This is a genomic window from Paenibacillus anaericanus (genome assembly GCF_003994475.1).
In the GTDB taxonomy this organism is placed as follows: domain Bacteria; phylum Bacillota; class Bacilli; order Paenibacillales; family Paenibacillaceae; genus Fontibacillus; species Fontibacillus anaericanus.
The window spans coordinates 1-26063 of record NZ_RZNY01000043.1; the positions used below are offsets into that span (position 1 = coordinate 1).

At 38.5% G+C, this 26063-nt stretch carries 24 protein-coding genes and 1 pseudogene; all 25 read left to right on the plus strand.

Features of this window, described 5'->3' with window-relative positions; translation table 11 throughout:
- Nucleotides 1-1286 (plus strand): annotated as a pseudogene (locus EJP82_RS28575) (hypothetical protein); the annotation flags it as partial.
- Between the two features lie 86 nt (nt 1287-1372).
- Entirely contained in the window at nt 1373-1936 is a 564-nt protein-coding gene (locus EJP82_RS25800; RefSeq protein WP_246054439.1) for a hypothetical protein, read from the plus strand.
- 415 nt (nt 1937-2351) lie between these two features.
- Nucleotides 2352-2504: a hypothetical protein gene (locus EJP82_RS28075; protein ID WP_170220304.1), complete on the plus strand. Its 153-nt coding sequence runs from the start codon at nt 2352-2354 to the stop codon at nt 2502-2504.
- A 43-nt stretch (nt 2505-2547) separates the two neighbouring features.
- Nucleotides 2548-2925, plus strand: a complete 378-nt coding sequence (locus tag EJP82_RS25805) for a 1,4-dihydroxy-6-naphthoate synthase (protein WP_127194951.1) — start codon at nt 2548-2550, stop codon at nt 2923-2925.
- Nucleotides 2926-3493: 568 nt separating this feature from the next.
- On the plus strand, nt 3494-3745 hold the full coding sequence (locus EJP82_RS25810; RefSeq protein ID WP_127194952.1) for an EndoU domain-containing protein: 252 nt from the start codon (nt 3494-3496) through the stop codon (nt 3743-3745).
- Between the two features lie 13 nt (nt 3746-3758).
- Nucleotides 3759-4277, plus strand: coding sequence for a hypothetical protein (locus EJP82_RS25815; protein ID WP_127194953.1), 519 nt, complete (start codon nt 3759-3761; stop codon nt 4275-4277).
- A gap of 430 nt (nt 4278-4707) precedes the next feature.
- Nucleotides 4708-6933: a penicillin-insensitive murein endopeptidase gene (locus EJP82_RS25820; RefSeq protein WP_127194954.1), complete on the plus strand. Its 2226-nt coding sequence runs from the start codon at nt 4708-4710 to the stop codon at nt 6931-6933.
- 36 nt (nt 6934-6969) lie between these two features.
- A complete protein-coding gene (locus EJP82_RS25825) occupies nt 6970-8139 on the plus strand; it encodes a ligand-binding sensor domain-containing protein (protein WP_127194955.1) in 1170 nt (389 codons plus the stop codon).
- 92 nt (nt 8140-8231) lie between these two features.
- Nucleotides 8232-9059 carry a hypothetical protein gene (locus EJP82_RS25830; RefSeq protein WP_127194956.1) on the plus strand — a complete coding sequence of 276 codons (828 nt, stop codon included), beginning with the start codon at nt 8232-8234 and terminating at the stop codon, nt 9057-9059.
- 223 nt (nt 9060-9282) lie between these two features.
- Nucleotides 9283-10506 (plus strand): hypothetical protein, encoded by a 1224-nt coding sequence (locus EJP82_RS25835; RefSeq protein ID WP_127194957.1) that lies wholly within the window; start codon nt 9283-9285, stop codon nt 10504-10506.
- 29 nt (nt 10507-10535) lie between these two features.
- Entirely contained in the window at nt 10536-14525 is a 3990-nt protein-coding gene (gene essC / locus EJP82_RS25840) for a type VII secretion protein EssC (RefSeq protein ID WP_127194958.1), read from the plus strand.
- A 67-nt stretch (nt 14526-14592) separates the two neighbouring features.
- The gene (locus EJP82_RS25845) at nt 14593-15285 is read left to right on the plus strand and encodes a hypothetical protein (protein ID WP_127194959.1); all 693 of its coding nucleotides are present in this window, start codon (nt 14593-14595) and stop codon (nt 15283-15285) included.
- Between the two features lie 16 nt (nt 15286-15301).
- On the plus strand, nt 15302-15628 hold the full coding sequence (locus EJP82_RS25850; RefSeq protein WP_127194960.1) for a hypothetical protein: 327 nt from the start codon (nt 15302-15304) through the stop codon (nt 15626-15628).
- 83 nt (nt 15629-15711) lie between these two features.
- Nucleotides 15712-16008, plus strand: coding sequence for a WXG100 family type VII secretion target (locus EJP82_RS25855; RefSeq protein ID WP_170220305.1), 297 nt, complete (start codon nt 15712-15714; stop codon nt 16006-16008).
- Between the two features lie 285 nt (nt 16009-16293).
- Complete coding sequence (locus EJP82_RS25860; RefSeq protein ID WP_127194962.1) at nt 16294-17415, plus strand: hypothetical protein; 1122 nt, start codon at nt 16294-16296, stop codon at nt 17413-17415.
- Between the two features lie 2 nt (nt 17416-17417).
- Complete coding sequence (locus EJP82_RS25865; RefSeq protein ID WP_127194963.1) at nt 17418-17996, plus strand: hypothetical protein; 579 nt, start codon at nt 17418-17420, stop codon at nt 17994-17996.
- A 4-nt stretch (nt 17997-18000) separates the two neighbouring features.
- The gene (locus EJP82_RS25870) at nt 18001-18831 is read left to right on the plus strand and encodes a CpaE/TadZ family protein (protein ID WP_127194964.1); all 831 of its coding nucleotides are present in this window, start codon (nt 18001-18003) and stop codon (nt 18829-18831) included.
- Nucleotides 18824-20674, plus strand: coding sequence for an ATPase, T2SS/T4P/T4SS family (locus EJP82_RS25875; RefSeq protein WP_127194965.1), 1851 nt, complete (start codon nt 18824-18826; stop codon nt 20672-20674). The genes EJP82_RS25870 and EJP82_RS25875 overlap by 8 nt, the downstream gene beginning before the upstream one ends.
- Nucleotides 20671-22752, plus strand: a complete 2082-nt coding sequence (locus EJP82_RS25880) for a hypothetical protein (RefSeq protein ID WP_127194966.1) — start codon at nt 20671-20673, stop codon at nt 22750-22752. Before EJP82_RS25875 ends, EJP82_RS25880 begins: the two co-directional genes overlap by 4 nt.
- Before the next feature lie 13 nt (nt 22753-22765).
- Entirely contained in the window at nt 22766-23251 is a 486-nt protein-coding gene (locus EJP82_RS25885) for a hypothetical protein (RefSeq protein WP_127194967.1), read from the plus strand.
- A 28-nt stretch (nt 23252-23279) separates the two neighbouring features.
- Nucleotides 23280-23783 carry a hypothetical protein gene (locus EJP82_RS25890; RefSeq protein WP_127194968.1) on the plus strand — a complete coding sequence of 168 codons (504 nt, stop codon included), beginning with the start codon at nt 23280-23282 and terminating at the stop codon, nt 23781-23783.
- Nucleotides 23784-23810: 27 nt separating this feature from the next.
- Nucleotides 23811-24182, plus strand: a complete 372-nt coding sequence (locus tag EJP82_RS25895) for a hypothetical protein (protein ID WP_127194969.1) — start codon at nt 23811-23813, stop codon at nt 24180-24182.
- Between the two features lie 17 nt (nt 24183-24199).
- Complete coding sequence (locus tag EJP82_RS25900) at nt 24200-24745, plus strand: hypothetical protein (protein ID WP_127194970.1); 546 nt, start codon at nt 24200-24202, stop codon at nt 24743-24745.
- Nucleotides 24732-25721, plus strand: a complete 990-nt coding sequence (locus tag EJP82_RS25905; protein WP_127194971.1) for a hypothetical protein — start codon at nt 24732-24734, stop codon at nt 25719-25721. Before EJP82_RS25900 ends, EJP82_RS25905 begins: the two co-directional genes overlap by 14 nt.
- Nucleotides 25722-25839: 118 nt before the next feature.
- Nucleotides 25840-26063 (plus strand): hypothetical protein (locus EJP82_RS25910; RefSeq protein ID WP_148125759.1); only part of this gene is annotated, 224 nt, incomplete at its 3' end.

Below are 26063 nucleotides of genomic sequence, written 5' to 3' on the forward strand. Positions count from 1 at the left end.
AACTAACATCTGAATACACCGGAACGCCATTATCTGCCTGTCTGTACAACCCATTAAAGCATGATTATTCGATCTTACCCACAGACAATCGACTTCTCACGATGATCCGACTCAGCATGGGAGATAGGGAATACAGGGAATGGGCGAAGGAGAATTACGATTCATTTGCAGAGGAACTTCGAAATGCAGATATTCTAGCAGAAATCCAGAAACAGATTGAAGAGAATAGTCCGCCTACGAAGTTACCTGACGGAACCATCATTACGCCAGATAACAAAGAGAATGAGACGACGTTCAAGTATTTCCAAGAGCATATTCAAAACGATAAGATGGCGGCCCCGTTGACCTATTATTATTCTTGGTTGGATGACACTTACGGCAGGACCGAATGGCGTAAAAAAGTGGAAATGGCAGATGAAGTGCTACGAGGATTTACAATGGGGCTCATCACCGAGACGGTAAACGGGGTTATTGGAACAGTGAAATTTACATATCAGTTCGTGGTTGATCCTGAGAAGACAACGAAAGAAGTCGTTGACACCGTAAGTTATCTAGCAGCCCACCCCGATGTACTCGTTGAAGCGGCGAAAAAAATGTATACTGACTTTGAGAACGCCTCACCGGAGCAAAAAGCGGAGATGATTGGCGGGGTAGCATCGATGCTTGTACCTGGCACTCAAATAACGAAGGTAGGCAAAGTAGGAAAAGTAACCACAAAAGTGACTTCAAAAGTAACCGAAGTAGTGACTTCGGCAGCTCAAAAGGTAAGGAAGATCGATTATCCAGCTTCAGTTTCTCGATTACAAGAATCTTTTGCGAGAATGTTACCCTATCGGATGGTTCAGACCCCTGAAGGCGTCATGATGATGGTACCCAATCCGGGGAAGATGGAATTTAGCCCATTGAAACCTCCTACAATACATGATGGACCCAGTGTTGCTAAGGTGGAAGAGAAGCTTGGGGGGCTGGTAGATGTTCCGAAAAGAACATATGAGCCTAGCCCTAAACATGACCCTATTAGTGGGTGGGGGAGTCCAAACCCAATTCCAGATGCTGAAATAGGGCAAAAGTTATTGGATACGGCATACTCATCTTCAAAAAATAAGCAACTATTCAATATTTACGAGGGGAAGATAGTTAAATTTCAACCAGAAGGCAAAACGGGTTGGCATCCATATGAAGTTATGAACCCTGCTAAGGAAGTTCCTGTCGATGTGTTAAGACAATTCCTTATGGACGGTAAGATTACGAAAGTGGAGTACAATAAGCTATTAAAAAATAAGTGAGGTGCGTTCTTCTGGAGACATTTGGAGATAAAAATATATTTGCTATCCAATATGAATTTGTAGATAACCCGTTTAAAGAAAATAGTTTGACTGGTGAAACATGGGGGAAATTTGAATTATTTGTTCACGGAATAGATGTATGCCAATATAAGAGAGAGAACATAGTAACAACTTTTCAATGGAACTTGATTTATATTGTTGATTGGTTTAGTGAAAATCTTAAGCATATTTTGAGTGATGAAGCATTTCCTCTTCCTGTTGAAGGACAAAACTCTATTGAACTTTTAGATAAATGTTTGTTGTTTGAGTCAGATAATGACGATGAATTTGATGCATGGTTCGATACAAAGCAAGAATGGGAGTTTAGTCATTCATGGTTTTCAAATAGAGCAGGCTCTTTTTTGCCGGATGTATTTTTCAGGAGGGTTAGCGGTGAAATAGAGATTGCATGGAATAATGAGACAACATACTCTTCGGAAGAGATCACTTTTATTAATCCAATCGGAATTGAATATATACCCATTGGCATATTTGATACTATTATAAAAAGTTTCATTGAAGATTTCTTGGATAATCTTCTACTTAATTCTAAGAACAAAAGTGATGCCAAGGAGGTTCACAAAAGAATAAAGGAATTGATAATTAAATAGGCAATGATCTATTATAGGTGACTGGCGGAAAAAAGTATCTAAGCCCCAAAAAATAAGGACAGATTTAAGAACTTATTTTGGATAATAGACTTAGATGGAAATTTTGTGCCTTTTAATATGAAACTAGCTCCTTTATGGCGTATACGTCTATAAAGGAGCTAGTTTCTCGCATTAGGAACAAAATTCTAAATATTATAAAATTTGACAACGAATGATGTGCAATAGTGATATATTATGAGGATAGATTGTCATATTATGGTATGTGAATAGCTGGATTTTTACAATTAGTAAATAAATGTACAACGGAGCTCAAAAGGTAAGGAAGATCGATTATCCAGCTTCAGTTTCTCGATTACAAGAATCTTTTGCGAGTAAATTCCCCTTACAAATGGTGAAGACTCCAGAGGGCTTCAAGATGATAGTACCCAATCCGGGGAAGATGGAATTTGGCCCTTCGAAACCGCCTACTATACATGATGGGCCGAGTGTTGCTAAGGTGGAGGGGAAGATTGAGGGGCTGGGTAAAGGTCTTTCAATACCGCAAGGATTAACAAAAGAACAATTTTGACAATCCTCCGTTTACCCCAATTAAATGATATGAGGTGATTTTAATGGAATCTCAATATGATTTGTTTACTAAAATATTTTTAGATAGCGATGTCGATAAAGGAGTGCTTAAGGACAGAATCTCAGAGTTTGTTAAGGGTGCTGTTAGTGGTTCAAGCATATTGGCCGAGCAAGCAGAGATATTTATTTTCAATAACGGTGATTTTGATGAAGATAAAAGAAATCAAGGAAATGATGATTTTCTACATTACAAGTACTATCTTGAGATTGAGCCAACTGAAGATGTGAATGATAGTAACTATGTATTAGTAATATCTAATCTGTTGACAAAGTTATGGGATGCTGGGTTTAAAGCAGTAGCATCGTGTGATTTTGAAGACTTGCTTCCAAAAAAAGGCGGTTATAATTTTGATGGGCGTTAAAAGTTTATATTATTACTATGGATGTAAACTTGTTAATTTTATAAATACTTGAAAAACTCAGGAATAAGCTTATTTGCATATTCAAAATCAAGGGTAATATTTTCTGTAACTGGAAGATCACCCTTGAAAGTTTTCGGGGTGCTACCCATTATTGTCGAATGAACCGGTGTTTACAATAATAAGGAGTACTCGATCCCCTTGCAAGTGTAACAACACTATGTGTGACGGTCATAGTTTGTGTGCTTGCAATCTAAAAAACTTTTTCGCATGAATGCGATAGCGCTCATGAAAAACTAAAAATGCTTGGCTTATCAGATACACTATCTGCATCCACCTTGTTACCTACGTGGTTTAGTTGATTTGAACCGAAGTTGGGAAGGTCACGTTCGAGCCAGTAGGAGGTTGCGGAGCGGTAAAAGTAAACCCTCACCTCCGACGTTATCGTAGTTCTCCTTCTATTTGCGAATGTTAATCTTTCAATTATTAGTGATCTTTTTTCTTTCTTTCGTTACCTTTTAGCTTTTTCGGCGTATGACTAAATCAAAACTTCCTAATAGACAAACGGGGGATGAAGCACATTCTTGAAAGGCACCATCCAGAATATTCGGATGGCTCAATAAAAGCAAAACAGACTTTCTTAGAGAAAGATATGTCAATTGATGAGGTAGCAAATGCTATAGAATCTATTATGAAGCAAAATCGGGATATCCTATTGAAAAATGGTACAACCTTTAGTTATCAAATAAGGGGAACTTATAATGGGGTAGAATATGTGGTTGGTTTTAACAAAGGACGTGTTGGTCAATTTTATCCTGAATAAGTAGGTGAGCAAATTGTTTTATGTAAATACCTTAATTAGCAGGCCAGACAGAAAGATTAATGACTTATCACTTTTGAAGTCTAACGTTGGAGAATATTTTGTTCAGATTAATAATACTCGTGAGGTTTCTGATCTTGAAAATTTGTTGGATTTTGACTATCTAAGTGGAGCAATTACATTAACGTATTGCGAGCAGACTTTACTTGATGTTACTATATGGGATTTGGTTGACCAATTATGGGCATATATTTTAAATGTTATTGAGAGTTTGTTAAATACTGGGGAAGGGGAAACTTACTTTCCAGACCAACCTGTTAAGCTGCGCCTAAAATCAGTATCTGGAGATTTAGTACTTTATGAGATAGAAGCTAATGATCATATTAAAGTTTTACTTCCGAAAAATGAATTTATTGAAACTTTATTAGAAGGGGCAGATGTTTTTTTTAGAAATATGGAGGAGTGTTTTAATGGAAAATGTAGTTATCAATATGAAATTGATAAGATAGAGACCTTGAGAAGAACAACCTTGTAAAATTAGTTAGTTAACAATCATAACAACAAGATTGTACAATACAACAGAAGCGCGTTGGAGTAGAGAAGGCAATATGAATGAGAGTATCAGCGGTGTTTTCTAAAGAAAAAAGGTTGGGTATAAGATTTAGTAGCGCAGAAAATGATCGGAGTGGAAATAAAAATAAAGAAAATAGCTCCTTTATGGCGTAGACGCTATAAAGGAGCTATTTTCTTTAACATTAGGAACAAAATTTTAAATATTACAAATTTCGGCAACAGGAAATGTGGAAAAGTGATATTGTGAGAACATATTGTTATATTGTGGTATTTTTCGCAGAATGAATCCGATGATTCCTCATCTCACCTATGACAAAGAGCTTCGAATATAGATTCGGAGCTCTTTTGGCACAGGCGAGTGTGATTCATCTGAACTTGAAAGGAGTAAACAAGTGGCTCAGAAATTGGTGTTTCAAGACGATCGGATGCAGAAATTATGGAAGGATCTTCAAGGAATTGTAGACGATACGAATTATTTGCGTACAAAGACGCAAGGCTTCTTTAACCAAATGGACGGGGAATTGTATGCCCGCGTGTCAGGAGAAGCTCAGCTTGCTCAATCACAGATCAATCGCCTGGCGGATGACTCCGAGCAATTGAAAGATTTCGTCCTATTCGCCATCACCAAAATCCAAGAAGTAGAGCAACAAAATATGGCGGATGCTAGAGTGCTTATAGAAGGAAGCGTGAAGCTAGATTTATGGGGGAGCCCACTACAAGAGCAACCTCTATCTATGATTAAACGTGAGCCGAGTAGCTACGTGGAAGACCCGTTATTTGAGGATCCTGCTGTACAGAAGTTGTATTTACAATTACAGAATGGTACGGAAGAAGAGCAACTAGAAGCCAAAGAAAAATTGGATGCAATATTTATGGCAAGGGATACGATTGCTCGTGCACAAGTGGCTTATGCCACATATAAAGCGTTTGGTAACAAATATTTAATGGAGCAAGCTCATAAGGAAGCAGCAAAACAACGAGAAAAATTAAAAGGATATGGTGTGAGTGAGGACTTTTACGGGGAAAAGTTCAATTTAAGTCAATTATTTTCAGGCACTGCGTTACAGGCCTGTTCCTATGACCCCTCTTTTCAACTGACTAAAGACGGTAAATTCGTACAGGTTCCTATGCCAGACGATAACCAATATCAATATTTATTGGGTTTGGTCATGAAGGGTGGATCACAGGGAGCCTGGGCACAGAAACAACTAGAAGAATTACATAAACTACTAAGCGAAATTGGCCGAGCACAAGTTGCTTGGAACGAATATAAGGCAAAAGGCATGCAGAAGGAAATGGATGGAGCACATGCGTATGCGGAGAAACTACGAACACAGCTAAAAGACAAATACTCCTTATCCTCAGAAATGGTAGATGACGTAGACTTTAAGTATTTGTGGACCGGTACGGGATTTGCAGGGAATGCTTTGAAGCCTCAGGATACAAATATTGGAACTGGGCAATCGTTAGATTTATTGACCATTGCGCAGCAGGTTGTATTTGGGAATGAAGGTGATTATGACACGGTAGTTAGAGACGATGGGAAGAATCCAAAGACAGGTTATCTTGGGGGAGTGAGCATCGGGAAATTACAATGGCATGAGAGTAGAGCATATGACCTTCTACTAAAAATAATGAAGGAAGACATGGAAACCGCTAAGAAATTATTAGGGGAAAACTCTAAGGTTTATAAGGAATTATGCGATCCAATCCTAGCTAAAAGCGGGAATCGCTGGTATGAAAGGGTACTGACGGTAGAGGAAAAGCAGGCTATATCCAAGCTTATTTCAACGAATATTGGAAAGAAAGCTCAAGATGAACAAGCTAAGCTCGATATGCAGGGCTATTTGAATGCAGGTAAAAAATTAGGGATTACGGATGAAAAAACACTTATCTACTTTGCTGATCTACAAAATCAGAGTCCAAAAAGAGCTAAAGAGATTGTACAAGATGCCGGAGGAGGGAAAGGGCTCACTCTTGAGAAAATACACAAATTTGCATTAGATAATTCTGTGATGGGGAAATATGTTCTTCGACGTAATACAACGTTTGATAAAATAAATAAATTAACATTTGAGAATAAAAAAGGTGAAACTAGTTCTAATAATCAGCAAGTACAGACCCCAGCAAATCCTAAACCCAAAGATAATAACCAAAGTGGTGTTTCCCAATCAACAAAGGGATTTACTGAATTGCCAAAGGACGGCCCGGGGTTCAAAAGACAGGGTGGCAATATCACTGCATGGGGAACTCCGAGTACAATTGAGAGTTTTATGTCGATTGCTAAGAATTGGTCAGAAAAAAGTGATAAATTAATTTACTACAATGATTTAAGCCAAAAAAATGGTGGAGATCACCCGGCTCATAAATCGCATGAAACCGGTACAGATATCGATATTCGTCCTATCAGGAAAGATAATAAGAACGAGGGGGGAATAACCTGGGAAAGCTCAAGTTATGATCGTGATGCGACTCGTAAACTTATCGAAATAATTTTAAAGGATCCAAATGTGGAATCAATATATTTTAATGATCCTGTATTGATAAAAGAATTTAAAGATAGAGTAATATTTGCAAAAGGACATCATAATCATCTTCATATTAATTTCAAGAAATAACGAACAGATTCTATGCCGATAGAGGGAGTGTTCACAATGACAAATTCAAAGATAATAGCAATTTGTATGATATCTATTGCGCTAGCTTCATGTAGTGGCCCACAGGAAAAACTTCAAGCGGCTTCAGTAGAGAAACCACCGCTAGACTCGAGCTCCATACAATCATTTCCCGCTAATAAGACACAGCAGAATGATTTCCTTACAATAAAAAAACGCACGGATATTTCTGATTATACGTGGGATAGTCTTCTTGCAGGAGACCAGCTTTGGTATGTAGGTGAGGAAGGAATATATTCATATCATTTGAGTACGAACAAGCTTCAACATGAAGCAACAACAAAGGGTTTCAATGAGATAAGAGCCTATAACAACAACATTTGGTTTTATTTTCAGCAACTAGAAGGGAGTGACTATAATAATTTATCGAAACCTCTTGTACGTTACGATACTCAGAATAAGAAGCTTATATCATATTCGGACAAGGACCTTCGATTAGGACCTAGCATAACGGTATATAGTGATGAGAGTACAGCTTGGGTAGGATCTGACAGTGGTGTAATTACCATCAATTTGGCTACCAATAAAGTTAAGAAACGCTATGAAATTAAGCAGGTAACAAGCATTATTGGAAATAATAAAATGGTTTACTTCGGGAAACGAGACGGGTCTATCCAAACATATGATAAAACAACACAGCGGTTTGGTAAGTTGCAAACTACGAAATATATGCAAGGTGCTCAAATTGATGAGCTACGATGGTTGAATGGGAAGTTGATGGTCATTTGGGGGGATGGTGATGATAATACAGGGGTAAGTCTGTTTGATGCAGCAACGAAGTCTTGGGAAGAATTTGTTCATCAAGATGCCTCAGGAAGAGTATGGTCAGATCAACTTAATTCATTCCAATTGGATTTATATACAAAAGATAAAGGTACGGAAACTGTTAACTATTCATGGACAGGTTCATCAAAACCCCTGAAGAAAATCTATAAGACGCCTTTCGTACTTATTGAAGACATCGCAACAATAAATGATCGCTATGCACTCATATCCGCTTTTGAAGAAGGTGTGAATGTGTTAGATAAATCAACTGGGGATATCATTTGGAAGACGGCAGAAATAGATTCGGGGACATTCCATAAAGTTCGTGACTCGGAATATGTGATGATCACTTCGAAGGGGATATACGATATCTTGCTTAGATAGCATTGGTGCAACTTTAGATCAAGGATATATCGAATACCGCATACAACGGACTTAGAGTTCTGACTAATTTCTGTAAAAGTGAGGATACCTTTATGTTAAAGAGAGTGATAATGCACTTAATACTTATATTGATAGTGACCATAATTTTTACAGGTTGTACGAAGCAAAATGAAATCGCAGGATCTTCCGCTGAAAACAAAAATGCCACGGAAAATAGTGTTCTCTCAGTAAAAACAGAACAAGAAAACGATCAAGCGAATGAATTAGATAACCGAGATGAATTGTTACGTTCATGGAAACAGGAATATGAGGGCTATATTCAAAAGATTGAAAATGGACAAGCATCAGAATATGACTATGTAATGGCTTCAGACCGGGCAAATGGATTAAGGGTGTTATCTTTGGAGGATGGCACTCAAGATGAATTGATTAAACAAGATGAACTCAAACAATATTTAACCGAATCACCAATTTTAAATGGCTATACGTCAAAGGGTATACATTTTGTGGCTGTTGTTCAACCAGTGAGAATTTCTGTTATCAATCAATATAAAGATGCCATTCATACTGTAAGGGGAGATAATCAAGAGATTGAGTTATTTGAAACTCTTGACTCTTTTTCTTATAAGAGTGAAACCGGATATTTTGCAATTGATATTTTCGTTGAAGATCTATTGGGAGATACGCAGCAACACTCTATAAATGTATCTATTATGGATGATACTTCAGAATACTTTCCTTTAGAAAAGCCATATTTTGAGGGTGAATTGGATTATTTAGTAACCAGATATAATCGGGAAATACCGTTTAATAAGAATGTTATCGATGGGTCATGGCAACTTTTCCTTTTTGAAACAGCAATGAATCAGCCTAAAGTATTTGTTGAGTATGATGGAGAGCGAATAGAGCTATCCCATTGAGAGATCAAAGCACCCCTATTCTATCTTGCAGATATGCCTAAGAACCTGACTTGAGGTCAGGTTCTTTATTTTGATAATTTCTCACAAAATTAACCATGTTAATTATTTACCGAATAAAAAAATTCTGTTATTGTAAGAGTAATTGGTGATTTTTGCCTATTAATTGTAGAAATAAGATAATAAATTCCTATTTTTTAATATTTTATCTAAGGGGTGTATACAAATGCAAGTCGAGCTAACTTTATTTGATTCTAAGAATCCGAATAAAAAGATCGATGTCAGTCTACAGGATGATATTCCCATTAGCGAATTTCTCCCCCAATTATTGAACTTGCTAGATTTGGAGACAATAAGGACAGAGGATGAGGGAAACCCAATAATTTATGATGTGATGGTAACGGGTCCAGACATGGAATGGATTCCACTTATGATGTCGCAATCTATTAGCGAAGCATCCATTATGGATGGCGGATATATTCAAATTAGCGAACATCTGGAGCAAGAAGAGATTGAGCCACCAGTTGAGCAAACATCTAAAAAGACTAAAGTAAGAAAAACAGCAGAGTCCTCTACGAAGGAGTCTTTTTTTAAGTCATTCAAAGAACGTCGAAATAAGAAGCAAGCAGAGGAACAGAGTTCGATTCCTGCGGATTCGGAAGTTATAAAACGAATTATGGAAAGCACGCAGAAAGCACCGGTTCCGGTTAATCAAGATCGTAGTGCTGTTCATATCGCTACGAATACGAATGTATTGCATGGTCCGATTTTTGTGGGTTTATGTCCAGCCGATGTGGAGGTTGACGCGAGTCAAACGGTGTTTGTGCTAGCCTCATCTTTAGTGAATTTAGGTTATGCACCCTTGGTTTGTAGTGAATCGCCTAAGGATATCGCAAACATTGAACTATTAATATTTGAGGGTGCAAAAGAGGATCCAGAGGCGATGGTATTTGGATTTGATGGTGTGGATTACATGCGTCCACACACGACATGGACTTATCATGACTTAATGGAAAGTCATTATTCACATATCATTTTTTGGTATGAACATTATGATCATATTCCTGAACAAGATCGAATTATTGAATGGTCCAGAACACATATCCCGTTACTATTAGCTGACGGTGCAAGATGGCGGATTGATCGATTACATAAATTTGTGCAAAAGGCTGTATTAGATCGAAAAATTAGTAAATTGCTTTTACATAATTCACAACAAGATGTTATTCAGGAAATTAGCAAGCATTATCCGGATGTAAATGCACTACTAATTCCGCATTGTAATGATCCATTTCGTCCAGACAAGAATGCAGTGAAATGGGTAGGTCAGTTGCTTACAGCCCAAAAAAGATTTCTTATTCGTCAAAAAGGACTCTGGATTTTCATAGGTTCAGCAGCATTTATATCTATAGTTTCGATCGTAATTGGACTATTCATTAAGGTTCCATAGGAGAAATTACAGTAGATGGAGGTTGTATCATGATTACGAAAGAAAAACCGGGGCTACTCATTCAGCGAACACCTCGTATCATACCGCCAATAGATTCAGGGGTAATTAGTATCGAAGCAGCTCCTGGGAAAATGGAAAAACCTTCGATATCCTGGTTTAGTATATTATTTCCACCGATTGCTATGCTAGGCGTTACACTCGGCTCAGCAATGATCATGAAATCAAGAACCATTCTTTTTTCTGCGATTGGTATGACCGTCGTTTCCTTGATTGTATCACTTGCGAACTATCGATCTACGATTCGTAAGCATAAGAAAAAAGAGAATGAAAAAAAATCTAAATATCGTGAGTACAGTACAGCTGTCGTTCAAACGCTGGAAAAAGCGAACGTAAAGCAACGTGAAATCACGCAGGTAGTTCATCCAACTGTTGATCAATGTATTGAGTGCGTTGTCAATTTGGGGAAAAATCTTTGGGAGAGAACATCCATTGAACAGGATTTTCTTCATGTACGCTTGGGTGTCGGGGGGCAATTGCTCAAAATCCAAGCCGAATTTCCGCCTATCAGTACTGCTGCTGAAGGAGAAAATGCATTATTGTCAGATCTGAAGAAAAGATGCGATGCAGTTAGCAACGTCACAGGAATTCCATTCTCGCTTCCTATGCGTGAGGTTGGATTGCTAGGGGTTGTTGGAAATCGTGCCAGGGTAAGAGAACTAATCAATGCCATGATTATTCATCTTACAACTCATCATGGATATGATGATGTAAAAACAGTGTTTATTTTTGCACAAGAAGAGCAGGAACATTGGGAATGGGTACGATGGCTCCCGCATGTATGGAATGAAGATCGTTCGGTTCGTTATATGGCTTCGGATCAAATGAGTTTATTAAAAATCATAGAAGATCTTCACCCATTAATGAAATCTCGTGAATCTCGTAAGAATGGTTATTCTGAGGCAACTAGCCAGACAAGGCTCCCACATTATATCTTTTTTGTTATTGAACCTGAGTTATTGGAAAATACAGAGTTCTTCAACTACCTTCTTACGAACGATCCGTCTTTAGGAATCACGAGTGTGTTCTTATCCGAAAGGATAGATCTAGATTTGCCCCTGAACTGTCAGACGATTATTGAGGCCGGCGAACTAGACGGTTTTATTCGAAGGGATCTGACCAAGAAAAGTGATGATTTTGAAAAGAAGCTTGAGCTGGACTATGTTAATGTTCAGAAATCAGATCAGTTTGCACGTCGATTAGCTCCAATTCGGCTTAAAGAAACAGGTGGTAAAAACAAGGTGCCGAATATGGTAACCTTCTTAGAGATTTTTGAAGCGGAAGATGTAAATGATCTGAATATTATACAACGCTGGAATAAAAATCAAGCTAATCGTTCGATGTCTGTTCCACTCGGGAGATCAGCGGGCGGGAAACTATTCATGTTTGATATGCATGAAAAGTTCTTTGGACCACACGGATTAGTAGCAGGTACGACAGGTTCAGGGAAAAGTGAGTTGTTACAATCCTTAATTCTTTCATTGAGCGTAAACTATCATCCACATGAAGTCGCTATGGTTATCGTCGATTATAAGGGTGGAGGAATGGCAAATGCCTTCATTGGTATGCCACATCTAATTGGGACAATTACAAACTTAGGCGGTAATCAAATCAATAGAGCATTAGTCTCTATCAGCAGTGAACTAAAACGTCGACAAGTATTGTTCAGTCAATTAGGTGTGAACAGCATTGATAATTACATTCTACGGTATCGCGAGGGCGACGCTACAATACCATTGCCACATCTGATTATTATCGTCGATGAGTTCGCGGAACTTAAATCGGATCAGCCGGATTTTATGAATGAATTAATTAGTGCAGCCCGTGTTGGCCGAAGTCTTGGTATACACCTTGTTCTGGCAACACAAAAGCCTTCTGGTGTAGTCAATGATCAAATTTGGAGTAACTCAAGATTCAAATTGTGCTTAAAGGTTCAAGATATCTCTGATAGTCAAGAGATGCTCAAGCGGCCAGAAGCAGCAGAAATTAAGGAACGCGGACGCGGTTACTTACAGGTTGGGAATAACGAAGTGTTCTCTTTGTTTCAATCCGCATGGAGTGGTGCTCCATATCAGATGGAACAAGAAGAAACCGATATGCAAGTGTACCAAATCGGCCTGAATGGTGCACGTCATGAAACACGTTGGAAACAGAAGGAAAGTAAGCAACAGAAGGAACAAGTTACACAATTACAAGCTGTTGTAGAGCAGATTTCTCGCACCGCAGAGAAGAACCACATTCAAGCGGTACAGCCTTTATGGTCTGAGCCATTGCCTGAACGATTGCTGCTTGAGGACTGCTTCAACCTACCAAACCCCGTAGGGGAGAAGACATTACAACGGTCAGAAGGGTTACTACTGACATTAGGGATGGTAGATGATCCTGCTAGACAGAACCAATTTTCTATGCAATTGGACTTGACGAAGGATGGTCATTTTCTTATTTATGGAGCACCAGGTAGCGGAAAGACGACACTTTTAAAAACGATGATCACCTCCTTGGCAACCAACTATTCAGCGGATGAAGTGAATTTCTATATTTTAGATTTTGGTTCTCGCACCTTATCCATTTTTAAAGATTTACCTCATTTTGGGGATATTTTATTTGTTGAAGATGAGGATAAGTTAAACAAATTAATCAAAATGTTATTGCAAGAGTTAGAGGAACGGAAAAAGCTGTTTTCTTCTTTAGGTATCGCGAATATTTTATCTTATCGTAATATGACGAAAGCTTCGATTCCATCGATCGTTGTGATATTGGACAACTATACGGCATTTTCCGAAAACTATAATGATGCGGTTTCCCAATTTATTACCTTCGTTCGAGAAGGTGGTAACTATGGTATCCACTTGATTATGACAGGTACGGCGTCTAATACATTCTCATATAAACTAACACAAAACGTTCGTCAGCTTATCCCATTACAATTGGCAGATAAATCGGATTATTATGCATTAGTAGGACGTGTAGAGGGCCTTGAGCCAGAGCATGTAGCAGGTAGAGGGTTAGTTAAGTTTGATGTTCCACTAGAATTTCAAACTGCTCTACCATGTGAAGGAGATACAGATGAAGATGTCACGATTAGATTACGTGCATTAGTCCAACAAATTGGAGAACAATGGCGTGGTAAGAGAGCACGGAAAGTACCAACCATCCCAACCATTTTAAGCACAGATGAACTCTTTGATCGAGTTGAAGAAGAAAGAATCAAGGAGAAAGAACAAGTAGAGATCTTCCCGGTCGGTCTGAGTATAGAGACTACAGCACCTGTATATTTTAAATTAGTTGATTTCTTTAGCTGTATATATTCGTATACGGATACGGAACAAGTAAAACCGATGGTAGAGTCGTTGGTTACGATATGGAATAGTTCGATAGCTCAAGACCAGCTTCAAATTCACATGATTGATGGTGGAGAGCAACCATTGTTACCAACTATGAAACGATCAGATGCTGTCCACACTTATGTATCGACTAATGACCAATTACAAACATACATGGAAAATATAATTAATGAATTGCAGCTTCGGAAAGATTCAAGCAGAAAAGCTGCCGCATTACTATCTGAGGATGAAGTGTTTGATGAATTCGCTTATATCTCTAACACATTTCCTCGATTATTCATTTGTATTACGGATGTTCAACAAGTCAGTGGTATGTTCAATGATGAGATCGAACTTGCATTAGAACGGATCGCAAGATTTGGAAGGGGTCTTGGCATTTATTTCTTTGTTTGTGTGAATGCTTCAGACATAAGTCGACTCAAGCAGGCTTATGCCTTTATGAGTGTTTTCATAGACCGTAAATGTTCTATTTTAACTGGAGGCACTTTACAGCAGCATAATGTATTCAGCCAAGAATATAGTACTATTCCTTATAGTGAGCAGAGTAAGGAGATAGGTGAACAGGTTGGATGGCTACTACGTAATAATCAGAAGTATAAGCTGAAACTACCATCATAAAATGGAAGATCTTGACGAATATTATATAATTAGATATTATACTAATAAGTTACAAGGAGTGATTTTATTGGAAGTAGATGAAAAACATAACATGAAACTTTCTTTAGATGAGCTTGCTTATCTTGTTGCTTTTGTTGGTGGTACAACTCTTAGAGGAATCCAATATTCTTTCAATCAGTCAAATGAATCAGAGTTGCGTCAACATTTTGAACTTATTCAACAGAAGTTAGAAAATAAGGACATTCTCCACGTGAATTTTGATGGAACCGTTCAAATGAGTCAAGATGTGCATGATATGATCTCGACTATTGCCTTTTGTAATCGAGTAATATTACAACAAACGAACGGATCGGAGGAAGCAATATCCTATCAGTACTATCTATATGGTGAATTGATACTGGAGTTGCAGCTTGAAGAGGATCAATGTATTCTTCATCCGATGCATGCTATTTATGAATTGAATGCAACCATGATTGAACGAAGTGGAATTCTACAACATTATGATTTTGGACAGCAAGGAAATATTCAAGATCTCTCTACTGCAGAGATAGAGAAGAATATTTCTAGCTTTTGTAGTGTACAGTGTTGTCATCTGGAGAACGAGCAGATCTCAGCAGAGCGGGAAGTTAGTTATATTACTTCCGAGCGTAAGCTCTATCAAATAAAAGTAGAACAGGAACTAGAAGATTCACTATCTTCTTATTCGTTCAAACCAGTTACTCTTCAATGGGTTGTCCATGAGATAAACCAAATCCTTTGAGGTTGGGAGTGATTCTATGCATTCAAGTAGAGTATTTGAAATTGAAGCGAAGTTAACTCCTTTAATTACACTAGCGCAAGAAGGTTCCAGTGAAATGAAGCTGAAAACGCAGAACAGTTCAAGTTATTGGAGTAATTTTGGACAACCAGAATTTCAACAGAACACTGGGAAATGGGTTACTAATATGAATAATTACACGCAAACACTTCGTTCGCTAAAGAGCAGTATTCACACTTATGGTGTACAGCTTCTGAATGAGGAGATTGAAGCTGCACGTAGGGCAGCTGAACTTGCACGTCAGCAGCAGCAGAACGCGAGGACGCAGAGCGTGCAAAAGTGGTAACGACAGCAACGAAGAAATAATTGTTGGTTTAATCTCTTCTAAGAAGAGTTTAAATACTATCTGAATAAAAGGGGATGGAATTAATGGCAATGAATTTATCGGTCTCGTATGAAAGTCTTAATACAAAGTCTTCTGAAATGACTAAGCATAAGGATAGTTTTGACACTCTAATTGTTCAAGCTAAGAATACGATTAACGGATTAACGGAAGCTTGGCAAAGTGATGCACAAGTGCAATATAAACAACGTTTTGATGAACTTCAACCGACATTTGAGAAATTTTCACAAATGTTAGATGAGTACGCTAAGTTTCTAAAAACTTCATCAGAACACTACAAAAGTGCTGACGAAGCTGTCAAGAGAGCAGCGCAAGGATTTTAAATTTTTCACAAAGATACTGTGCATTTGTGTAATTGCATTACAGGCTGTCGAGAAAATTCTCGACAGCTTATTTTATTTCTACCCAATGTCGTAAATAATGTCAAAATAAAGAATTGAAGAGAATATATCCAAAAAAACCATCACACACTCCAAAATTCGACAGTATTTTACAATAGTTGGATGATATAATTATTGAATCGTCGGTGAATATGGAAAGAGGATATGAGACTTTTGATCTAATTATGAGAATACAAATGTCATTGATACTAGAAAGGGGACTGGATTTTGCGATCAAGAAGAAATAAGAAAATTATTTTTTATTTATTGCTCGTAGGGATTACTGCTGTTATCGTGACAAGTTCAGTAGGGTTCATGAGTTATCGTTTTTTTAATGCGAAGCTTATAAAGGAAAGAACTTTATATGAGAACAAGCTCGCTGAAAAATCGCAGCAATTGGCTGTATATGAGTTGAAGAGTCGACAAGGTTATGTTCTGCAGATCGGTAAAAAAGCCGGAGAGATCATTAACGAAGAAGATATTGTTGCTATGTATTTACCTGACTATTTCACTCCTGTAGATCTGATTGCTACAAGAGAGAATATCGTAGGCAAAGTCATCAAGATTAACGCGGATGTTAATACAGCAATTACGAACGAAATGGTCTATGCAAATGGGCCATTAGATCCAAGTCTTCGTAGAGAAGAAGTGGAATATATTAAGCTACCACTAGAACTTAAGGAAAAAGATACGGTAGATATACGAATTGTTTATCCAAATGGAGAAGATTACATCGTCGTAGCGAAAACAAAGTTGGATGTAGTCGATCAGGAGAAACAACTTGCATTTTTTAATAGTGTTGAAGAAGAGGCGCTATTATTACAGTCTGCTCTTGTCGATGCGTACATAAACAATGCTGAATTATATATGAAAGAATATATAGAACCTGAAATGCAACCTAAGCCGGTTGTAACCTACACACCAAATAAAGATGTTATTGCAATGTTAAAAATGAATCCGCAAATTTTAGATCAGGCAAAGTGGAAGTTAAGCCTAAAAATTCGTGAGGGCTTGGAAGAGAGATTGAAGTTGATCGAAGATCAGGATCGTATTCGTGTAGGTGCTGATGCACCATCTGGCAGCGCTGTATCGAAACGCAAAGGAAATAATGGAGCTGTTCCTGCAAATCAACCAAATACTAGCGGTACAGCTGTAGGAGTAGAAGGTACGGTTAATAACAACAATCCACAAGTTAATCAGCCAGAAGTACCTTCACAATCTACTAATGAGCCATCTTCTGAGATAGATTCTAGTACAACTAGTGATTACGACACTGGAACAACAAACAGTTCTTCCACTGATGATACGGTTAACTCCGAGGATCAGAATTCCAGTCTTTTGGGGAGGTAAGTATGAGACTAATCGTAGCAGGAGATTGTGAAAAGCATGACTTCATACTTACTGTAGCAAATTTAATCAATTCGTATTATGCCGATCAGTCCGTTGTGATTGTGACTGATAATCCGCGGCATTATGGTTATTTTCAACAGATGGAGATTCCAATTCATTTTGATCTATCGATTGAACGAACTGAAGACTTTATTATCTATGATTTACATAACGACCTTCCAGATTATCTTATGAGTGAGGATACAAAGACCGTTTTTGCTACAAGCTTTGAGCGTTGTTCGATTGAATCTGCAACTGAATTTGCGAAGATCACAACACCATTGGCACTATTGATGATTGGCTCTGAATGTAGCATCAATGAGAAGTATATCAGACTCAATGTACCTATCCGTGTCGACAATTTTGGTTATTATGACAATGCAACAAGAAGAATTGATTGGGTTTTCGATGGTTGCATCCGATTGACGAAGCTCGACAAGGATTTCAAAGAAGCAGTGGAGTTGTATCTGACGGAGATTGTTGAAATCCCAAGCAAAGACCTGAGGAAGTTATGGTCTTTCGCGATGAAGAGAGGGAAGTAAAAGGATGTTAGTTGCTTTTTGGGGACCAGTGCATGGTCAAGTACGTACCACCAGCAATATGATCGCTATCGTTACAATGTTAGCTCTGGATTATCAGATGCGAATGTTAATCACACATACACATGCAGAGCGTTCAACTCTGGAAATGGCCTATTCGAAATTGCGACAGGTGGATATTTATCGTGAAGTAGCGGCGGGAATGGACGGTATTGAAAATTTAGCACAATGTGGCATGTTAACACCAGAGAGTATTAAAGATAATGCTGAATCCATTGTACAGGATCGTCTAGATCTTATCCCAGGCTTGATGAATCATGATGTGAAGACATTCAAGCGGACGTTACCTTTTATTTTTGAATCGGCTCGTCGATATTATGATCTTACATTTATAGATGTATCATCAGGAACAAAGAATGAAATTTCACAATATGTGTTGGAACAAGCAGACTTAGTCGTGGTTAATTTGAACCAAAATTCTTCGGTGTTGGATTCATTTTTTAATCGTCAAGATTGGCCATCCGTATTAGACCAGAAACCAATAATTTATTGTTTAGGCTCATATGAACGAAATTCGAAAATGTCGATTCAACGAATTGCTTCTCGCTATCGTGTGCCACGTAAGAATATTGGGGCGGTTCCAAACAATTATCGTTATATGGATGCACACAATGAGCAGCATATTATTGACTTTCTTTTACGTTCGAGAACGCGTGAGAAGAAGTTCTTACAGCATGATGAAGAAGTGTATTTTACAGAATCCGTCAGAAACGTAGGACAACAAATATTACATGGTTTGGGGATGGTACCTTTACAAGGGGATGATTTCGATGATTGAGATCCTGCTGATTGTAATTGTACTACTGGGAATGATCTCATTTTTATTCTTTTGGATGCGAAGAAATAAAGGAGCTATTCAACAAATTGAGGAAGCCAGATTCGATCTAGAAAGTATTCAGCGATATGTCAGTGATGCGCTCCAGAATTTCATGGAGTCCTCGCTATATGAGGGGAACCCTAGCACAGAAGAATATAATCGACGTAAGGCTAGAAGAAATGAATTGCGCAAATCACTTCGAAGCTGTATGCATGGTAATCTCTCAACAAAAAAGTATGTCAAAATCTTTATTCGTACCGTTTTAGATCACTATGGATTCAATGAATACAATGTGAATCAAGTGATTCCATTTGATCGAGCGGAGCGTTTAACTGATCAAGATTGCTTCGATATCATTCTACAACAGTACATCAAAGAATATGATCGAGACGCACTTAACCAACTCATTCAAAAATATCATCTAGATGAATTAAAACCCTACGCTACAGGGTCTAAGGGCTACAAGATTACTTCGGAAGAGATTAGACAGATCTACCAGACAGAGCAATTTGAACTTTCATTCAGCGATAAGATGGATGTTATCGTTCAACGGATATACCAATCGTTCAAAGGTCTGGGCGTGATTGATGAAATTCGCGATCAGAATATTGATGGTGTAAACGGTGGAACTAGTGGAGTGCCGACAGATATTGCTCAATCTCTGGATGTTGCGCATTATATGGAACAAAAAATTACGATTCCTAAAACCTATGATGCGGTCTGGATCTTTTATCACGGGAAATCTATTCATCTTGAATTTCTAAGCTTTGGTTCAGAACTGGAGTTAAAGCGTGTATGTCAGAATATTTATACATTCGGTAATCCAGGTCAATTGAATGAAGCTAAAGGTTTTATGGTTAATGATATGGCCGATGGAAGCCGGGTTGTTGTTGTCAGACCCAAAATGTCGGAAAGCTGGGCGTTTTTCGTTCGGAAATTTGATGTACGCATCGTAGAAATTGAAGATCTTATTAAAGGTGAAAATGCCTTTTTACCGATTATGCTGAGTAAATTTTTAATCAAAGGGGAACGGATCACAGCGGTTACGGGTCGACAAGGTTCTGGTAAAACAACATTGATGATGGCGTTAATCGGATTTATTAATCGCAGACACAACATTCGGGTGCAAGAGATGTCTTTCGAGTTGAGGGCTAGAAAAATATATCCCGATCGTAACATTTTGACATTTCGAGAGACTCCTACGATTAGTGGTCAAAAAGGGTTGGATACACAGAAGAAAACGGATGGTAGCGTCAGCATTTTAGGGGAAGTAGCCGATCATCCTGTAGCAAGTTTAATGGTTCAAATTGCACAGGTGGCATCCGAATATACGTTCTTCTCGCACCATGGTAAGACATTTCCGAACCTTGTGAACGCGCTCAGAAATAGCTTAATCGCAGACGGTGCTTTTGCCAATGAGAAAGCAGCTGAGAAGCAGGTTGTGGATGTTCTAGGTTTCAATATTCATTTAGATATGACAGCTTCAGGTAAACGGTATGTCGAACGTATCACAGAATGTATACCGCTTGAAGATGATGACGACTATCCGATGGAATATAGAGAACAGAATGATTTGAATCAGAAGTTAGATGCCATTGCGGATACGTTAAGAGAGTATTTCTATCGTCAAACGGATCGTAAGACGTATACGTATCAAGATATTGTCGTCTGGGAAAATGATCAATACGTTGCGAAGAATTGTCCGACAGATCGGAATATTATGGCGATGCTCAATAAGATGGATGATGCCGATACAGATGAGTTTATTTCGTTTCTGGAAGAAAACTGGGGGTATGCGATTTGAATGCTACCCACTTAATCACAATCATCGTGATATCACTGGTAGGATTATTAGCGATATTATTGGGGATTCTTGCATTCGTGAATTATCGTCTGCGAGATTCTAAATATCAAGAGCAACGCAAATATATCGCAATGTTGCCGAAGAAGCAGAAGAATCAGAAATGGTTCATATTTACGGCTAAGATGTATCCGTATATGCGTAAAATTCCTGTAATCAAGACAATCTTAGCAAGGATACGGAAACGATTCTTGATTTTGCATGCTGGGGATGAACGTATCGTTCGTAGTCAATCTGCCGGTGTTACCTTAATTATTAGTAGCTCGATACTTGTTCTAACGATAGTATCTTTCATCTGGACAAGCTCATGGTCCATGCGTCTATCCATATTTTTGGTGGCCATTTATATCGGAAGTTTTCTGAGTGATATGTTCATCGCACGTGAAGAAAAAAAACTATTGCGCGGACTATCTGAGTTATGTCTTGATATTCGTCATGAATATCACCAAACCTATATGGTTGGTAAGAGCATCGAACAAGCTGCCGAACGTTCCAAAACCGTAGTATCCAATCATGCTAGGAAGATCAATGGAGTTTTGAATGCCGTCGATACGAATGAGGAATTGAGACTCTATTATGATGTTGCACCCAACCGTTACTTGAAGTTATTAGCAGGGATCAGCCATAACATTGCCGAGTATGGTGATGCGAACGTACACGAAGGTGAGAAATCTCTCTATCTACAAGCACTCGGTAACATCCGTGAAGAGATTCACATGGATATTACGCGGCGGGATCGTCTGGATAATCTGCTAGCAGGCATCGTATTTGTTGCTCTTTCCCCAGTATTTATGCTGGAACCCATTAAAAGTTGGGCGGAATCACAATTTCCTATCGTCAGTAACTTTTACAATTCGGCCTTTGGGATGTACACGCTGATTGGCCTTTATCTGATCTACATTGGTTGTTTCTTTGGACTACGGGTAATCAAAGGAATTGATGGGGATTCACAAACGGTGAAGGAAGAGGGAGAATTTCTTCGACGACTGATGCGAATAGAATTCATAAATAAAATCGTTAAACGATTTGTGCCGGTGGAACGAGAATCCTCTCATTTTCGCACGATTAGACAGATCAAGGAAGCAAGTTCTAAGTTAACCTTAAGTCAATTTTATTTACAAAAGCTATTGTTTGCGATTCTGGTCTGTATAAGTGTGATTATTGTTCAATTCTATATTCACTCTACGGTCAAACATAATATTATGTACCCTAACATTAAGATTGTGACGGGTAGCAATCAGGCTAGCTCACAAGTGTATGTAGCGGAGCAAAAATACTATTTCGAAGCTAATATATTACAAGAATTGAGGAAGAAAGAGCTTCCTGAGGATCAGGTAATTGCCTATATCAATGAACAACTAGAGCAACAAAATTTCATGCCACGGCCGGCTGATCGTGAGAAACTAGCGGAAGAGGTAAGAGCCAAATTCAATCAATACAATCAGGAGCACTATCATTGGTACGAATTACTCCTTGCTTTTGCTCTTGCATTGATTGCCTATCGTATACCGAACATGATACTAACGATTCGACGTCAAATGCGTCGATGGGAAATGCAAAATGAAGTAGATGGATTTAACTCGATTGTGATGATGTTATCCAAAATTGAACGGATTAGCGTCTATGAAATAATCGACTGGTTACACAGGTATAGTTATATTTTTGAATCTCAGCTATTACGTTGTTTGCTAGATTATGAAGCAGGAGCATGGCAAGCGCTTGAAAGACTTAAAGACGAGTGTAACTTTGTTCCATTAGAAAGAATCGTGGACCGTCTGCAGGTTGCGGCCGAACTCATTCCGATTAAAGATGCTTTTGATGACATGGAGCAAGAACGCGCCTTTGCAATGGACCAAAGGAAACTTCACTACGAGATTATGGTGAGTCGGAAGAGTAATCTTGGGAAGTTAATCGGTTTTATTCCTTTACAAGCAACCTTCGTGATGTATTTGTTGGTTCCATTCGGATACTTAGCTTTTACACAGCTTGGAGAATTAAGCGTGATCACGAACACGATGTAAAGGAGTTGCGACGATGGAAAATTTACAAACCTATTTGAAATGGGTTATAGGTCTGTTATTTACGTTAGTCATCATAGCCGCAGGCATCATGATTTGGAATCAAACGCAGCCTATGCTGCAGATGGCCAATCGACAAGCGGTTGAGCAGGCACAAGCTATTGCTGATGATGAGTTTTCAGCCTATGACTATCAGCTAGTGAGTGGCTCACAAGTATTAACGGCGGTACGTCGTTATGCGATGAAGGATGTCTTTTATATCTATGTGAAGACTACCAAGAGTGAATTTATAGTGAAGCCGAGTGGTACAACGACATCATGTCCGAGGTTTGACTACACGAATGGATCGATTGTAACTGGTACGACTTCATGTAATATCACCACAAGACAAATGATGGATATTAACGACACGAATTATGTTCCCCCACAAGGGAGATTTCGTTCAACACTCTTGAGGGACGACAATGATCGAATCACGGGAATTTATTTTAAACAGCAATAATCATCTATATTATGGAGGGGTTTAAATTATGGAAAATATTTCGACAGGTCTCAAATGGGCAATCGGGATTATCGTAACGCTTTTGATTATTGCAGCGGGGATTAGTGTGTATTTAGTAGCCAATGGGTATTTCTCCAGAGCGCAACAACAGACGACTTCGCAATCGCAAATGTTAAGCCAAGCAGAGTATTCCATTTATGATAACAAAAATGTGACAGGTAAAGATGTTATCGATGCAGCAACACGTTATCAGGATCGTCCGGAGTTTTCGGTATTTGTAAGAACTGGATTAAATGCTAGTGGTTACTATACAAAAAATAGTTATGATAAATCCTTCTATAATATAGGTTCTAATGATTTTGCTGTTCAAAATGATTCTACCACATTACCTAAAGGAATAACTACCACACAGATGACAAATCCAAAAGATACTGCAAATTATATCAACCCAACTGGTGTATTCTCAGCAAATATTTATCGTGATAAAAATGGTGAGGTCCGCCTTATTGAATTCACACAAAACACACAATAAACGTAATTATATACTGGGGTTAATAACATGAGTAATCTTCTAAAGTTTCTATTTACACTTGTTGCATGGATTTTGTTCATGGTGGCAGGGATTCCCTACTTAACAACCGAATTAACGGAACTCGTGAAGCCACCTGAATCGATTTCAAATGAGGTTATTGCTGCGCCCTATGTTGGGCCAGCAGACCTAACCGTACAATCAGGGGCTCAAGTCATTGGACTAGTGCCCTATGCATTAGCAGGTGATTTCGATTTGTATATTGATGAATGGCCGCCCATTAATCAAGAGACAGACATATCAACATTTAATCTTAAAGGTGTGACTACACTAAATTATAAGGTTTCGATTATTAGAGATCCATTATTAGGTACTGTCAAAACGATCGATGCATCACATTAGGCAAGGGGGAGGCTACAATGGTTGATGCACTGAAAGCAACCTTCGTCATTCTTTTGTTAACCATTGCTTTTGTCGTCTATCCAACGCTGCGCACTGCTGAAAAGCATGAAGAAACAACCAGGAATATAGCAAGGAACGCTGTTGTCACATTTGTGGATACAACAAGAGGAAAAGGTTACGTCGATGTGAGAGATTATAATCAACTACTTCGATCATTAGATGCATCCGGCGGTGTGTTCGAGGTTACATTGGAGCGATATCAAAAGCTTATTCAGCCAACATATACGAATCCGGAGGATTATACAACGTTCCAACATACTTTTACGGTTCGTTATGATGGATATTTCACATCGGAGATTCTTCAAGTGTTATTTCCAAGTACAAACAGTCCGGATGATGATCCTGTTAGAAGATACAATATGCATGCAGGAGATTTATTCAATGTTCGTATAGAGTCTAAAGGAACAACATTGGCTGGAAGAATGCGTTCTCTCCTATTCCACGGCACGAATATACCAATCATAGAACGATATGGGGGCATGGTTAGAAGTGAAGCCCCTTAGTATTATATTGTTGTTTTTAATTATTGCCTTAGGGTTAGGGATGAGCCAAGATGCGAGACATCAAATTAATGAACGACATGAACAGACGCAAAAGGAATATGCCAATGCCTTTCAAGCCGCAGTCGATGATACGGGTGCTTATCTAGCTCGATTCGAAGCGCAGCAAGTTACTTCGGGGATTCGTTATCAGCGGGAGAAGCAACTCGAATTCGATATGGATATTTTGAATGTGTTTTATGATAATCTAGCACTAAAATTTGGGATTGAGAGTAATCCTGTCGCTATACAAAACTTGAAAGTACATATTCCAGCGTTGGTGTTATTTCAATATAACGGATACGTGCTTATCACGTTGGAGGATCAGTTGAATAGTAGTGGGCAAATGGAACTTAAGCCTGTATTCTGGCCAATTCGTGCGTATAACTATACTTTGAAGAATGGAAGTATTTTATATTTCACACTAGATGATCAAGTGACGATTTATGATAAAGATTACAATCGTTTTCTACAAGGTTCTTTTTCGGAGATACAAGCGAATAACGGGACAGCATTTACAGCACCTTTAAATGATCTACAAATGTTTCGTGAAATGAGACAAAACACAATAACAACCCTTGTTGAACAGGATCTTGGAGGAGCTATTAACGGTCATTTAGAAGTGGCGAAACGGTTAGGTTTAAATATTCAGTTTACGATCCCGAGGGGTTTGAATGAGCAATCCATTCAAAATGTTGGATTTATGGCCTTTATTCAAGGTTACCCATTACCAGGCGGTGAACGTCTGAATACCTTTTCGTTCGGCGGCAGTGCAGTCATTCAAAGGAAACCACTTGTTGGAGTCGTGATGGGTTCTGGTGAACATCGAGCGTATCCACAGAAATGTGTTCCAACAACTGGCGCTACGCATATAGAAAATTTGTATGATGCGGAAGAAGCTGTTCTCAAAGGTTACTTTGTACAAGAATGTGCACCTTAATATAGTAGGTTGTGGAAGATGTAATCCATCCCACCTAAGACAAGAGCTTCGAATATAGATTTCGGAGCTCTTTGACTACACCGAGAGTGATTCATCTGAGCAAGAAGGGAGTAACTAGGTGGCTCAGAAATCGATGTTTCAAGAGGGCCCGATGGGGAAATTACAGAAGGATTTACAAGAAATATCTGATGATACGAATTATTTGCGTACACAGATGAGTGGCTTCCTTAACCAAATGGACGGGGAATTATATTCCCGCGTGTCAGGACAAGCTCAGCTTGCACAATCTCAGATCAATCGGCTAGCGGATGATTCGGAGCAATTGAAAAATTTCGTCCGACT